The following is an 11913-nucleotide window of genomic DNA, read 5'->3' as shown; positions in this document are numbered from 1 at the left end:
TAGCGCCGGGCCGCGGTCCAGGTGCGGCCGGCCACGAGGGCCCAGGCGCCGCACAGCGCCACGAGCGCCGAGGCGGCCGCCGCGAGCGGGGGCCAGGCGGTGACGGCGAAGTCGCCGCCGGCGTTGATCATGCCGGTGGCCTCGCCCACGGCGGTCTGCGCGGCCCCGGCCGGATCGGCCAGCACGGCCACGGACGCGGCCAGTGCGCCGAGGCCGGCGAGCACGACCACCACGGACACCACGGTGCGCAGCACCCGGCCGGAGATCGCCGTGGTGAGGGCACCGGCGGCCGCGACGAGCCCGAGGGCGGTGACGGCCGGCGCGGCGTCGGACCCGGCGACGTCCACGGTCACGGGCTCGAGCGTGGTCTGCACCGTGGCGGAGACCCAGGTGGCGGCCGAGCAGGCGAACACGGCCAGGGCGGCGACCAGGGTGGCGAGCACCACCGTGGACCGCCGGGACAGCGCCGCCCGCCGGGAGCCGCGGGCCTCAGGCACGCCCGGCGCCCGTCTCCGGCACGGCCACCCGGTCGAGGTCCAGGGCGTGCAGCCGCTCGGCGAGCAGCACCGCCCGCAGCGGTGCGGTGGCCTTGTTGAGGGACTCGAGGGCCTCGGTCTCGGGGTCGGAGTCCGCGACGATCCCGCCGCCGGCCTGGACGTAGGCCTTGCCGTCGACGAGCAGGGCCGTGCGGATGGCGATGGCCATGTCCATGTCCCCCGCGAAGTCGAGGTAGCCGACCACGCCGCCGTAGACGGCGCGGCGCAGGGGCTCGTACTCGTCGAGCAGGCGCAGGGCCCGGGGCTTGGGCGCCCCGGAGAGGGTGCCGGCGGGGAACGTCGCGGCGAGCACGTCGTAGGCGGTGGCGTCCGGGCGCATCCGGCCGACGACGTTGGAGCACAGGTGCATGATGTGGCTGAAGCGCTCCACCTCCATGAACTCCGTGACCTCCACCGAGCCCGGGACGGCGATCTTGGAGATGTCGTTGCGCGCGAGGTCCACGAGCATGAGGTGCTCGGAGCGCTCCTTCTCGTCCTGGAGCAGGTCCCGCTCCAGCGCCAGGTCCTCCTCGACCGTGCGCCCGCGCGGGCGGGACCCGGCGATGGGGTGGGTCACCGCCTGGTCCCCCGTGACGGTCACGAGCGCCTCCGGGGAGGAGCCGACGATCGAGAAGGGACGGCCGCCGGCGTCCTCGAAGCTGTACAGGTACATGTACGGGCTGGGGTTGATGGCGCGCAGCATGCGGTAGACGTCGAGGGAGTCGGCCGTGCACTCGGTCTCGAAGCGCCGGGAGACGACCACCTGGAAGATGTCCCCGTCCACGATGGCCTTCTTGCCCTCCACGATGGAGTTCATGAACAGGGTGCGGTCCCAGCTCTGGTCGACCTTGGACTCGAGGTCCCCCCGGATCTCGTCGCTGCCGGTGAGCGTCGAGGCCGTGCCGTGGCCGAGGGGCCGGGCGAGCCGCTCGAGCATCGCGTGCACCCGGTCCACGGCGTCGGCCCAGGCCTCGTCGACGCGCTCGTCGGTGTCGTCGAAGTTGATCGCGTTGGCCACGAGCATCACGGTGCCGTCCGTGTTGTCGTGGACAGCGATGTCCGAGACCAGGTTCATGGCCAGCTCGGGGATGCGCAGGTCGTCCTCCGGCGGGTGCGGGAGCTTCTCCCAGCGGCGCACGGCCTCCCAGCCGACGAAGCCCACGAGCCCGGAGGTCAGCGGGGGGACGTCCTCGAAGCGCTCCGTGTGCAGCAGCGCCATGGTGTCCCGCAGCGCCTCGACGGGATTGCCGCCGGTGGGGGCGCCGGCCGGGGCCTGCCCGATCCAGTGCGCCTCGCCGTCCCGGGCGGTGAGCGTGGCCCGCGAGTTGGCGCCGATGAAGGAGTAGCGGGACCAGACGCCGCCCTCGGCGGCGGACTCGAGGAGGAACGTGCCCGCCCGGGCCGCCCCGTCCTCGAGGGCGAGGGCCCGGTAGAGACCGATCGGGGTCATGGCGTCCGCGAGGATCTTGACGCGGACGGGGATGACGCGGCGCTCCGCGGCGAGCGCGCGGAACTCCTCGAGCGTGGGGCTGATGCTGCCCAGGTCCTGCATGGGTGTCGACCTGACTTCCTGGTGGCGGACGGGAGGGAGGAGGGTGGCGGGGCTCAGACGGCGGCGACGGCGCCGAGGTCGCGGCCGTCGAAGCAGCTGCGGGTGCCGGTGTGGCAGGCCGCCCCGGTCTGGTCGACCCGGACGAGGAGGGCGTCGCCGTCGCAGTCGAGGCTCACGCTGTGCACGGCCTGGACGTGCCCGGACGTGTCGCCCTTGCGCCAGTACTCCTGGCGGGAGCGGGACCAGAACGTCACGCGGCCCTCCGTGAGGGTGCGGCGCAGGGCCTCGTCGTCCATCCAGCCCAGCATGAGCACCTCGAGGGTGTCGTGCTGCTGCACCACGGCGGCCACGAGGCCCGAGGGGTCGCGCTTGAGCCGCCGGGCCACGGCGGGGTCGAGGACGTCGGTTCCGGTGTCGGGGGTCTGCTCGCTCATCGCCACCCATCCTATCGACCTGTCCGGGCGGCCCGGCCCCCGGCGTCCGCCGGGGACCTCCGGAGCCGTCAGGGGGCCTCCGGCCGGGCGCACCACCGGAGCCCGTCCGTGACCTCGTCCGTGACCTCGTCCGTGTCCTCGTCCGTGTCCTCGTACTCGTACTCGTCGGGGGACTCCCCTGTGTCCGCGTGGCCGAGCAGCCGGCGGGTCAGCGCCTCCCCGCCGGAGAGGAGCTCGTCGAGGGCGGCGGACAGGTCCGCGTCCGCCGCGTCCTCGCCCCGGACGGCCGCCGCGAGGACGGCCCGGCGGACCAGCTCCTTCGGGAAGGAGCCGGTGGTCCCCTCCGCGCGCACCGCCGCGGCGTCGAGGGCGGCGGCGGAGAACCGCTGCTCCCCCGCGTACCGCCGGAACAGCCGGGACCGGGCGTCCGCGTCCGGCAGCGGCACCTCGACCGCGAGGTCCACGCGCCCAGGGCGCTCGGCGAGCGCCCGCTCCAGCACGGCCACGCGGTTGGTCGTGAGCACGAACGCGACGTCGGCGTCGCCGTCGAGCCCGTCCAGGGCGTCGAGCACCTCGAAGAGCACCGGCTGGGGCCCGGACCCGAGGTCCCGGTCCATCGCCACGAGGTCGACGTCCTCCAGCACCACGATCGACGGCTGGAAGGTGCGGGCCACCTCGGCGGCGGCCCCGATGAGGTGCAGGCCCGACCCGGTCAGCAGAATCGCCGTGGTCCCCGGGGTGACGGAGAGCAGGTGCCGGACCGTGAGGGTCTTGCCGGTCCCCGGCGGGCCGTGGAGCAGGATCCCGCGCTTGAGGTGCTGGCCCGCGGCCCGGAGCGCGTCGCGGTGCTCCCCGATGCCCACGACGTGCCCCACGACCTGCTCCAGCAGGCCCGGGGCCAGCACGATCTCGTCGGCGGGCACGTGCGGGCGCGGCAGGAACGTGGCCCCGGCCGCGCTGCCGTACTCGGTGGCGGCGAACGAGAGCACCTGGCCGCGCAGCACGCTGCGCTCGAGCATCAGCGCCCGCAGCCGGGCGAGGAACGTGCCGCAGACGGCGGGGTCCGCGGCGAGCACCTCCAGGACCACCTGCGACCGGCCGTACTCGGGCCGGGGCATGCGCTGGAGCACGGCCACCGGCACCCCGTCCACGGTGAGGCACCGGATGCCGAACGCGACGACCTGCCGCTCGGTGGCCGGGCCCGTGGCCCGGGTGGCGTAGTCGACGGGGCCGATGTCGGCCCCGGAGTACGGGGCCGTGAGCAGCTCGGCGAGGCCGAGGTCGTCGCGGCTCCGGCCGCCGCTCACGCCGAGGAGAGAGCCCGGCCCGTCCCCCGCCAGCTCGGCGAGGGCGATGTCGACGTCCGCCAGGCGGTGCGGGGCGAAGTCCTCCGAGACCACCGGCAGGGTGCGCACGTCCGCGCCGAGCACCGCGGACAGGTGCCGCCCGAGCGGCGTGGGCTCGTCCCCGCGCTCGGGCGGCAGGGCGGCGAGGCGGTCCACCAGGCGCCGGACCGAGCGCAGGAGCTGGGCGTCGTCCGGATCAGGGACCGGGCCGGCGGGAGAGGAGTCGTCCATGGGCCGACCCTACCGGGACGGTGGGCAGACGGGTGGCGGCGACGGTCAGGAAGGACACCGCGAGGATCAGCACGGACAGCCCGAGGGCGTAGGTGCCCACCGCGCGATAGCCGCCCACCAGGGCGGGGTCGAGGAAGAAGTACGGGTACCAGCCCACCAGCTGCCCGCGGACCAGGGTGTACACGGCCCACAGCGCCGGGAACACGGTGGACGCCCAGGTGGCGGCCCAGCGCAGCCGCCGGCGGCCCGGGCACAGCAGGAAGTCGGCCACGGCGTAGACCGGCAGCACGAAGTGCAGCACCTGCGAGGACAGCGGGACGAGGAAGAGGTGGCCGAACAGCTCCGCGTTGGCCAGCAGCACCCCGAACACCGCCCCGGAGACCACGGTGTAGGTGGTGGCCATCGCCCGGAGCCCGGTCAGCCAGCCCGGCTCCTGCGCCCCGGCGGCGGTGTGCAGGAGCGCCACCAGCACGGCCAGGATCAGCAGCACGGCGCTGTGGACCGTGAAGTAGCTGAACAGGTTCGACCCCAGGCAGGTGCGCGTCACGAAGGCGCAGTCCGCCCGCGAGACCAGGGCCCAGACCGCGACGGCCAGGGCGCAGGCCCGGGCGGCGACGACGACGACACGCACGTTCGTCCTCCTCCCGGCCCTCCGGGCTCCAGGATAGGAGTTCCGGCACTCGCAGGCCGTGCCCGCCCGCCCGTGGCCCTGCCGGGTCGGGCCGGCGGCGCCTATGGTGGGAGCAGGACCAGAGCGGCGACGGCGGGCGGGACCGAGACGATGCATCCCAGGGCGGCGACGGGGCGGCGCGCCGTCCCCGGCACGGCGGTGGCCGCGCTCGTCGTCGCGGTGCTGTGCGGATGCGGGAGCCCCGGCGCCCCGGGCCCGCCGACCGGCTCCCCCACGTCCGCGGCGCCCCCGGCCTCCCCCGCTGCGTCGACCGCTCCCGCCACGGACGTCACGTGGGGCGCCTATCCGGACCGCCGGGAGGCGTGCGCGGCGGTCGCCGACGACATCCTGGTGCTCGCGCTGCTGCCGGCCGGCCTCTCGGCGGGCCCGACCGTGGCGGAGGTGCAGGACGTCGAGGACGAGGTCGAGGCCGTGCGCGGGGCCGCTCCTCCGGCGCTGGCCGCGGACTACGCGCGGGTGCAGCTGCTGGTCGACTCCTACGGGGAGGACCTGGCGGAGGACCCCTCGGCGCGGTTCGACGGGCAGGCGCTCGACGAGGCGCTCGTCCCGGTGCGGGACTGGTTGGAGGGGACCTGCCGGGACGGCGACCGAGCCTGAGGTCTCAGCGGCGCAGCGTGGCGGCGGGCGGCTCCCCGAACCGGGCCCGGTAGGCGGTCGCGAAGCGCCCGGGATGGCCGAAGCCCCAGCGGGCGGCGACGGCCGCGACCGTCACGCCCCCGGCCGGGTCGGCCCGGAGCAGCTCCTGCCGGGCGGCGTCCAGGCGGGCCTCCCGCAGGTAGCCGACGGGGGTGCGCCCGAGCTCCCGGCGGAACGCGGCCTGCAGCCCGCGGGGGCTCATCCGTGCCGCCGCGGCGATCTCGGCGAGACCGACGTCCTCGTGCAGGTGCTCGTCGACGAAGGCGACCGCCCGGCGCACCTGCGCCGGCAGCGCCCGTGCGCTCTCCGACGGCGCCGGCTGCGCCAGGAAGGTGTTCGGGAAGCAGTGCAGCAGGGCACCGGCCAGCGACCGGAACGCCTCGGCCCGCACCAGGGGCGTGCGCAGCGCCTCCGCGTTGGGCAGCAGGTCCCGGTGGAAGTGCCGGACCTGGGCCAGCCAGTACCGCGTCATCTGCGCGGACACGGGCGTGCTGCCCGTGAAGCGCAGCGCGAAGTCCGGCCGGCCGAGCAGGTTGCGCGCGATCGCCTCGACCGAGCGGGCGTCCAGGACCACGGTGCTCAGCTCCAGCAGCCCGTCCCACCGGCCGCCGTACAGACCCTGGGGCAGCAGGAACGGCAGGGTCGTGCCGATGCGCTCCTTCCCGGAGCTGACCGTCAGCCGCCCGGTCAGCACGTGCACGACCGAGTACGTGCCCGAGACGTCGCCCGTGCCGGAGGACTCCGAGGTGGACAGCCGGAACCGGTGCGCCAGGAGCGGGCCCGTCGAGGCCGCCGCCATGCGCAGCTCGAACGAGCCGTCGGTGGGCGGGCGCATGCCGAGACCCGTGTAGAGCTCGGACATGGCGGCGATGCCCCGGTCGGCGTCGTTCGTGGCGAACGACGTCCGGCGGACCGGGTCCGCCGCGGGGCCGGAGTTCTCGCCCGGGGCGGACGGTTCGGTCGTGGTCATGGATGTCCTCGGCATGTGCAGGGCGGCCCCGTTCCGGGGCCGCCCTGCGTGCGGTGCGCTATCGGCGGTTGAGGAGGCCGCGCAGCATGCCGCCCAGACCGCGGCCGCTCCTGCCCGCGCCCGCCTGTCCGGCGGCGTTCATTCCGCGGGTGCCCCGGCGTCCGCCGGCGGGACGGCCGGCGGTCCCCCCGGCACGTCCGGTGAAGCTCCTGATGATGCTGTTCAGTCCCACGGTGGACTCTCCTTCGGGTCGGCCTGTCGAGCGACTGTCGTCAGCTCACTGTCGACTCTACGCCCGGTGGCCGTCCCGGACCACGGGGCCGTTCAGCGGACCTCGTGGCCGGCCGCGCGCAGCGCGTCCTTGACCTCGGCGATCGCGTGCACGGGACCGAAGTGGAAGATCGAGGCGGCGAGCACGGCGTCCGCGCCCGCGTCCACCGCCGGCGGGAAGTGCTCGGGGGCGCCCGCGCCGCCGGAGGCGATCAGGGGCACGTGCACCCGGGCGCGCACGGCCCGGATCATCTCCAGGTCGAAGCCCGCCCGGGTGCCGTCCGCGTCCATGGAGTTGAGCAGGATCTCCCCCACGCCGCGGTCCTCGGCCTCCTGCGCCCAGTCCAGGACGTCGAGACCGGTCAGCGTGCGCCCCCCGTGGGTCGTGACCTCGAAGCCGGAGGGCGTGTTGCCCGTGCGGCGGGCGTCGAGGGAGAGGACGAGCACCTGGCTGCCGAAGTGCCCGGTGATCTCGTCGATCACGCCGGGCCGGGCAACCGCGGCGGTGTTGATGGACGCCTTGTCCGCGCCGCAGCGCAGCAGCCGGTCGACGTCGGCGACCGCGCGGACGCCGCCGCCCACCGTGAGCGGGATGAAGACCTGCTCGGCCGTGCGGGAGACCACGTCGAAGGTCGTGGCCCGGGCGGCCGAGGACGCCGTGACGTCGAGGAACGTCAGCTCGTCCGCACCGGCCTCGTTGTAGCGCTTGGCGAGCTCCACCGGGTCACCGGCGTCGCGCAGGTTCTCGAAGTTCACTCCCTTGACGACTCGACCGGCGTCGACGTCCAGGCAGGGGATGACACGTACGGCAACGCCCACGGGCGGCACCTCCTCGGCTGCGGGGATGGGGCGGGAAGGGGGTCAGATCCGGGCGGCCTGGATCGGGGAAACCAGGATGGCGCGGGCCCCGACGTCGTAGAGGGCGTCCATGACCTTGTTGGTCTCGGACTTGGGGACCATGGCGCGCACGGCCCAGGCGTTGCCGCGGCCGAGCCGGGAGATGGTGGGCCCCTCCATGCCGGGGGTGATCCGGGTGGCGGCCTCGACGTACTCCTCGGCGACGTCGTAGTCCATCAGCACGTACTGCCGGGCCACGAGCACGCCCTGCAGGCGCCGCCGGAGCACGGCCAGGCCCTCGGGCTCCCCGGCCGCACGGCTGCGGATGAGCAGCGCCTCGGAGGTCATGATGGGGTCGCCGAAGACCTGCAGGCCCGCGGCGCGCAGGGTGTTGCCGGTCTCCACGACGTCCGCGATCGCGTCCGCCACGCCCAGCCGGATGGAGGACTCCACGGCGCCGTCGAGGCGGACCACGGAGGCCTCCACGCCCTGCTCGGCGAGGTAGTCGCGCAGCAGGCCGTCGTAGCTCGTGGCGATCCGCCGGCCCGCCAGCTCGGCGATCGAGGAGAACTCGCCCGCCGGGCCCGCGAACCGGAACGTGGAGCGGGCGAAGTCCAGCCCGAGGTCCTCGTCGGCGTGGGCCCCGGAGTCCAGGAGCAGGTCCCGGCCGGTGATCCCGACGTCGAGGATGCCCCCGCCCACGTACACCGCGATGTCCCGGGGGCGCAGGTAGAAGAACTCGACGTTGTTCTCGGGGTCCACGAGCACCAGCTCGCGGGAGTCCCGCCGCTGCCGGTAGCCGGCCTCCTTGAGCATGGTGACGGAGGACTCGGACAGGGCGCCCTTGTTGGGCACTGCGACACGCAGCATGGGGTTCCTTCTCGGCTCAGGGAGTTCGGTGGGGCGGGGACGGACGGTGCGGCGGGGCGCTCAGAGGTGGCGGTAGACGTCCTCGAGCCGCAGACCCTTCGCGACCATCATCACCTGCACGTGGTAGAGCAGCTGCGAGATCTCCTCCGCGGCCTGCTCCGAGGTCTCGTACTCGCAGGCCATCCAGACCTCGGCGGCCTCCTCGACGACCTTCTTGCCGATGCCGTGCACGCCGGTGTCGAGCTCCCGGACCGTGCCGGAGCCCTCCGGTCGGGTCACGGCTTTGTCGCTGATCTCGGCGAAGAGGGTCTCGAAGGTTTTCACGACTACCAGGGTAATGGGTCCGCGACGGCCTCCGGACCGGCGCGGGCCCGCACGCCCCGCGGGACGGGGCTCAGACCCCGAGGGAGCGCAGCAGCAGCGCGGTGCGCACCGCGGCGGCCGTGGCCTCGTAGCCCTTGTCCTCCTGGGAGCCCTCGAGCCCGGCGCGGTCCAGGCCCTGCTGCTCGGTGTCGCACGTGAGCACGCCGAAGCCCACGGGCACGCCGGTGCGCACCGACACGTCCGTGAGGCCCTGCGTGGCCGCCGAGCACACGTACTCGAAGTGCGGGGTGCCGCCGCGCACGACCACGCCGAGGGCCACCACGGCGTCGAGGCCCGGGGCGAGGCGGGCCGCGGCGACGGGCAGCTCGAAGCTGCCGGGCACGCGCACGACCGGCGCGTCCCGCACGCCGGCGTCGGCGAGCGCGCGGCGGGCGCCGTCGACCAGCCCGTCCATGATCTCGGTGTGCCAGCTGGAGGCGACGACGGCGACGCGCAGGCCGCTCGCGTCGTCGGTGCTGAGGTCGATGTCGGGGGCGCCGTGTCCGCTCATGGGGTGTGGTCTCCTGTGCCGTTGGTGGTGCTGTCGGTGGTGCTGTCGTACGTGCGGTCGGTGGTGCTGTCGGTGCTGCGGTCGGCCCGGCCGCCGGGCTCCGCCGCGGGGCCGCGGTGGGCGGTGGGGTCGTCGACGTGGCGCAGGCGGTGCCGCATGCGGTCCCGCTTGGTCACGAGGTAGTCGTGGTTCTCCGGGCGGGCCGGCACCTCGTTGGGCACCATGGCGACGACCTCGATCCCCAGGTCGGCCAGGCGCTCGGCCTTGGCGGGGTTGTTGCTCAGCAGCCGGATCCGGGTCAGCCCGAGCCGGTGCAGGATGGCCGCCGCGGCGGTGTAGTCCCGGGCGTCGGCGGGCAGGCCGAGCAGCTCGTTCGCCTCGACCGTGTCCGCCCCGCCGTCCTGGAGCTTGTAGGCGCGCAGCTTGTTCACCAGCCCGATCCCCCGGCCCTCGTGGTTGCGCAGGTAGATGAGGGTGCCGCCGTCGTCGGAGATCCGGCGCAGCGCCAGGTGCAGCTGGGGCCCGCAGTCGCACCGGTAGGAGCCGAAGACGTCCCCCGTGAGGCACTCGGAGTGCAGCCGCACGAGCGGGGGCCGGCCCACGGGCACGCGGTCCGAGGAGGGCGCGGTGAGGCTGAGGTGCTCGGCGACCGCGTCCCTGGGCCCGCCCGGCAGCTGCCAGCCGATGACCTCGAACCGGCCCTCGGGCGTGGGCACCACCACGGGCTCGGAGCTGACCAGGGGAGCGTCCGGCCTCATCGGCGGTCCTCCTGCAGCTGCGCCGCCAGGTCCTCGATGCTCACGAGCGGGATGCCGTGCCGGTCGGCGAAGGCGCGCAGGGCGGGCAGCCGCATCATCTCGCCCTCGTCGTGGACGAGCTCGGCGATCACGCCGACCGGCTCGAGCCCGGCGAGGGAGCACAGCTCGACGGCGGCCTCGGTGTGCCCGCGGCGCACGGCGACCCCGCCCTCGGCGGCCCGGAGGGGCAGCACGTGCCCGGGCCGGGTGATGTCCCCGGGCCCGGCGGCGGGGTCGGCCAGCACCCGGGCGGTGAGCGCGCGGTCGGCGGCGCTGATGCCGGTGCTCACCCCGAGGCGGGCGTCGCACGTGACGGTGTAGGCGGTGCCCTTCGAGTCCTCGTTGACGTCGACCATCGGGGGCAGCCGCATCGCGTCGGCCCGCGCCCCGGTCATGGGCACGCACACGACGCCGGAGCTGTGCCGGATGGTGAAGCCCATCAGCGCGGGCGTGGCGTGCTCGGCCGCGAAGACGATGTCGCCCTCGTTCTCCCGGTCGGCGTCGTCCACGACGACGACGGGCCGGCCCTGGGCCATGGCCTCGACGGCCGCCCCCACGGGGTCGAGCCGGATCTCCCCGGTCGTCCCGTCGCCCCCGCGGCCGGTCCCCTCGTGGGTGCTGCTGGTCCGCATCATGCTCCTTCTCCTGCCGTGGTCCGGGCCGTCTCCGGCGCCGGGGTGCTGTCGGTCCGGGCGAAGGCCAGCAGGCGCTGGGCGTACTTCGCGAGGACGTCGACCTCGAGGTTGACGGACGCGCCGACGGGGCGGCGTCCGAGGGTGGTCTCGGCGAGGGTGGCCGGGATGAGCCCGACCTCGAACCAGTGCTCCCCGGCGCCGGGGGAGCTGACCGCCGTCACCGTGAGGGACACGCCGTCCACGGCGATCGACCCCTTCTCGGCGAGGAACGGGGCGAGCTCGGCGGGCACGGCGACCCGGACCCGCTCCCACTCCCCCAGGTCCTCGCGGACCGTGACGGTGCCCGTGCCGTCGACGTGGCCCTGGACCACGTGCCCGTCCAGCCGACCGCCGGCGGGCACGCAGCGCTCCAGGTTCACGGTGTCCCCGGCGGCCAGCGCCCCGAGGTTGGTGCGCACGAGCGTCTCGCCGATGACGTCGGCCAGGAACTGCCCGGGGCCGATCTCCTCGGTGCGCGTGGCCGTGAGGCAGACCCCGTTGACGGCGAGGGAGCCGCCGTGCGGCAGGTCGGCCACGAGCGGGCCGGCGTCCACGAGGAGGCGGGCGCTCGTGCCGTCGGGGCGGGGGTCGACCGAGCGCACGGTGCCCTGGCCGGCGACGATTCCTGTGAACATGCGGTGCTACCTCTGTCTCTGTCCTGGTCTCTGACTCTGTCTGTCTGTCTGTCTGTCGGTCGGTCTTCGGGGCCGGCGGTCCGCTCAGTCCGGCGGGACGGGCCGCAGGTGGATCCACAGGTCGGGGCCGAGCTGCTGCACGGGCCCGCCGCCGGCGGGGTCGAGCCGCCACCGGGAGGCGTCCGCGAGGGTGCCGATGCCCAGCTCCTCGAAGGCGGGCCGTCCCGCCCCGAGCACGAGGGGCGCCTGGTAGAGGCTGAGCTCGTCGACGAGCCCCGCGCGCAGGAAGCCGGCGGCGACGGTGGCCCCGCCCTCGATCAGCACGTGGCGCACGCCGGCGTCGTAGAGCTCGGCCAGGGCGGAGTGGGGGTCGTGGGTGGCGACGTGCCGGAACCGCCCGTCGGTCCCGCGGATCGCGGCGTCCCGGGGCACGGGGCGCAGGCCCATGGCCACGCGCAGGGGCTGCCGCGGGACCACGCCGCCGTCGCCGGTGCGGGCGGTGAGCCGGGGGTCGTCGGCCAGGACCGTGCCGCTGCCCACGAGGACCGCGTCGGCGCGGG

15 protein-coding genes are annotated in these 11913 nt (G+C 75.1%); 1 reads left to right on the top strand and 14 read right to left on the bottom strand.

Translation table 11 applies throughout. The annotated features are described in order from the left end of the window. The 5 genes from CRM73_RS15610 to CRM73_RS15590 all read right to left on the bottom strand — a co-directional run. On the bottom strand, window positions 1–497 hold a 497-nt coding region (locus tag CRM73_RS15610), incomplete at its 3' end, for a Trp biosynthesis-associated membrane protein (RefSeq protein ID WP_229588390.1). Then, window positions 490–2088 (bottom strand): anthranilate synthase component I, encoded by a 1599-nt coding sequence (locus CRM73_RS15605; protein ID WP_229588388.1) that lies wholly within the window; start codon window positions 2086–2088, stop codon window positions 490–492. The genes CRM73_RS15610 and CRM73_RS15605, both read right to left, overlap by 8 nt. A 53-nt stretch (window positions 2089–2141) precedes the next feature. Beyond that, the gene (hisI, locus tag CRM73_RS15600; RefSeq protein WP_017833956.1) at window positions 2142–2522 is read right to left on the bottom strand and encodes a phosphoribosyl-AMP cyclohydrolase; all 381 of its coding nucleotides are present in this window, start codon (window positions 2520–2522) and stop codon (window positions 2142–2144) included. Between the two features lie 68 nt (window positions 2523–2590). Next, window positions 2591–4099 carry an ATP-binding protein gene (locus tag CRM73_RS15595; RefSeq protein ID WP_229588386.1) on the bottom strand — a complete coding sequence of 503 codons (1509 nt, stop codon included), beginning with the start codon at window positions 4097–4099 and terminating at the stop codon, window positions 2591–2593. Beyond that, window positions 4065–4730: a Pr6Pr family membrane protein gene (locus CRM73_RS15590; protein ID WP_229588384.1), complete on the bottom strand. Its 666-nt coding sequence runs from the start codon at window positions 4728–4730 to the stop codon at window positions 4065–4067. Before CRM73_RS15590 ends, CRM73_RS15595 begins: the two co-directional genes overlap by 35 nt. Before the next feature lie 150 nt (window positions 4731–4880). Here CRM73_RS15590 and CRM73_RS15585 point away from each other — a divergent pair, with 150 nt between their 5' ends. After that, entirely contained in the window at window positions 4881–5387 is a 507-nt protein-coding gene (locus CRM73_RS15585) for a hypothetical protein (protein WP_229588382.1), read from the top strand. 4 nt (window positions 5388–5391) lie between these two features. On the opposite strand, the gene CRM73_RS15580 is transcribed toward CRM73_RS15585, so the two are convergent. The 9 genes from CRM73_RS15580 to CRM73_RS15540 form a co-directional block, all read right to left on the bottom strand. Further along, window positions 5392–6396 (bottom strand): helix-turn-helix domain-containing protein, encoded by a 1005-nt coding sequence (locus CRM73_RS15580; RefSeq protein WP_229588380.1) that lies wholly within the window; start codon window positions 6394–6396, stop codon window positions 5392–5394. Window positions 6397–6720: 324 nt separating this feature from the next. After that, window positions 6721–7485: an imidazole glycerol phosphate synthase subunit HisF gene (gene hisF / locus CRM73_RS15575; RefSeq protein ID WP_229588378.1), complete on the bottom strand. Its 765-nt coding sequence runs from the start codon at window positions 7483–7485 to the stop codon at window positions 6721–6723. A 42-nt stretch (window positions 7486–7527) separates the two neighbouring features. Then, window positions 7528–8373 carry an ATP phosphoribosyltransferase gene (gene hisG / locus CRM73_RS15570; protein ID WP_115162587.1) on the bottom strand — a complete coding sequence of 282 codons (846 nt, stop codon included), beginning with the start codon at window positions 8371–8373 and terminating at the stop codon, window positions 7528–7530. A 60-nt stretch (window positions 8374–8433) separates the two neighbouring features. Then, window positions 8434–8697, bottom strand: a complete 264-nt coding sequence (locus CRM73_RS15565) for a phosphoribosyl-ATP diphosphatase (protein ID WP_017833948.1) — start codon at window positions 8695–8697, stop codon at window positions 8434–8436. Window positions 8698–8767: 70 nt separating this feature from the next. Continuing rightward, window positions 8768–9247 (bottom strand): 6,7-dimethyl-8-ribityllumazine synthase, encoded by a 480-nt coding sequence (gene ribH / locus CRM73_RS15560; RefSeq protein WP_229588376.1) that lies wholly within the window; start codon window positions 9245–9247, stop codon window positions 8768–8770. Continuing rightward, window positions 9244–10005 carry a GTP cyclohydrolase II gene (locus CRM73_RS15555; RefSeq protein ID WP_144836576.1) on the bottom strand — a complete coding sequence of 254 codons (762 nt, stop codon included), beginning with the start codon at window positions 10003–10005 and terminating at the stop codon, window positions 9244–9246. Before CRM73_RS15555 ends, ribH begins: the two co-directional genes overlap by 4 nt. Next, window positions 10002–10676: a 3,4-dihydroxy-2-butanone-4-phosphate synthase gene (ribB, locus tag CRM73_RS15550; RefSeq protein ID WP_081994146.1), complete on the bottom strand. Its 675-nt coding sequence runs from the start codon at window positions 10674–10676 to the stop codon at window positions 10002–10004. The genes CRM73_RS15555 and ribB overlap by 4 nt, the downstream gene beginning before the upstream one ends. Then, the gene (locus CRM73_RS15545) at window positions 10676–11353 is read right to left on the bottom strand and encodes a riboflavin synthase (protein WP_017833944.1); all 678 of its coding nucleotides are present in this window, start codon (window positions 11351–11353) and stop codon (window positions 10676–10678) included. The genes ribB and CRM73_RS15545 overlap by 1 nt, the downstream gene beginning before the upstream one ends. 84 nt (window positions 11354–11437) lie before the next feature. Continuing rightward, window positions 11438–11913: RibD family protein (locus tag CRM73_RS15540; RefSeq protein ID WP_229588374.1), on the bottom strand; the 476-nt coding region annotated here is incomplete at its 5' end.

Source organism: Kocuria sp. CCUG 69068, assembly GCF_020833785.1.
Classification (GTDB): Bacteria; Actinomycetota; Actinomycetes; order Actinomycetales; family Micrococcaceae; genus Kocuria; species Kocuria rosea.
The sequence above is the reverse complement of the archived record's forward strand: the minus strand, read 5'-3'. Positions and strand labels throughout refer to the sequence as shown.

Bases quoted from the DNA above. Each gene is read 5' to 3' on its own strand.
- CRM73_RS15605 (WP_229588388.1), bottom strand. From the start codon at position 2,088: ATGCAGGACCTGGGCAGCATCAGCCCCACGCTCGAGGAGTTCCGCGCG.
- hisI (WP_017833956.1), bottom strand. From the start codon at position 2,522: ATGAGCGAGCAGACCCCCGACACCGGAACCGACGTCCTCGACCCCGCC.
- CRM73_RS15595 (WP_229588386.1), bottom strand. From the start codon at position 4,099: ATGGACGACTCCTCTCCCGCCGGCCCGGTCCCTGATCCGGACGACGCC.
- CRM73_RS15585 (WP_229588382.1), top strand. From the start codon at position 4,881: ATGCATCCCAGGGCGGCGACGGGGCGGCGCGCCGTCCCCGGCACGGCG.
- CRM73_RS15580 (WP_229588380.1), bottom strand. From the start codon at position 6,396: ATGACCACGACCGAACCGTCCGCCCCGGGCGAGAACTCCGGCCCCGCG.
- hisG (WP_115162587.1), bottom strand. From the start codon at position 8,373: ATGCTGCGTGTCGCAGTGCCCAACAAGGGCGCCCTGTCCGAGTCCTCC.
- ribH (WP_229588376.1), bottom strand. From the start codon at position 9,247: ATGAGCGGACACGGCGCCCCCGACATCGACCTCAGCACCGACGACGCG.
- CRM73_RS15555 (WP_144836576.1), bottom strand. From the start codon at position 10,005: ATGAGGCCGGACGCTCCCCTGGTCAGCTCCGAGCCCGTGGTGGTGCCC.
- ribB (WP_081994146.1), bottom strand. From the start codon at position 10,676: ATGCGGACCAGCAGCACCCACGAGGGGACCGGCCGCGGGGGCGACGGG.
- CRM73_RS15545 (WP_017833944.1), bottom strand. From the start codon at position 11,353: ATGTTCACAGGAATCGTCGCCGGCCAGGGCACCGTGCGCTCGGTCGAC.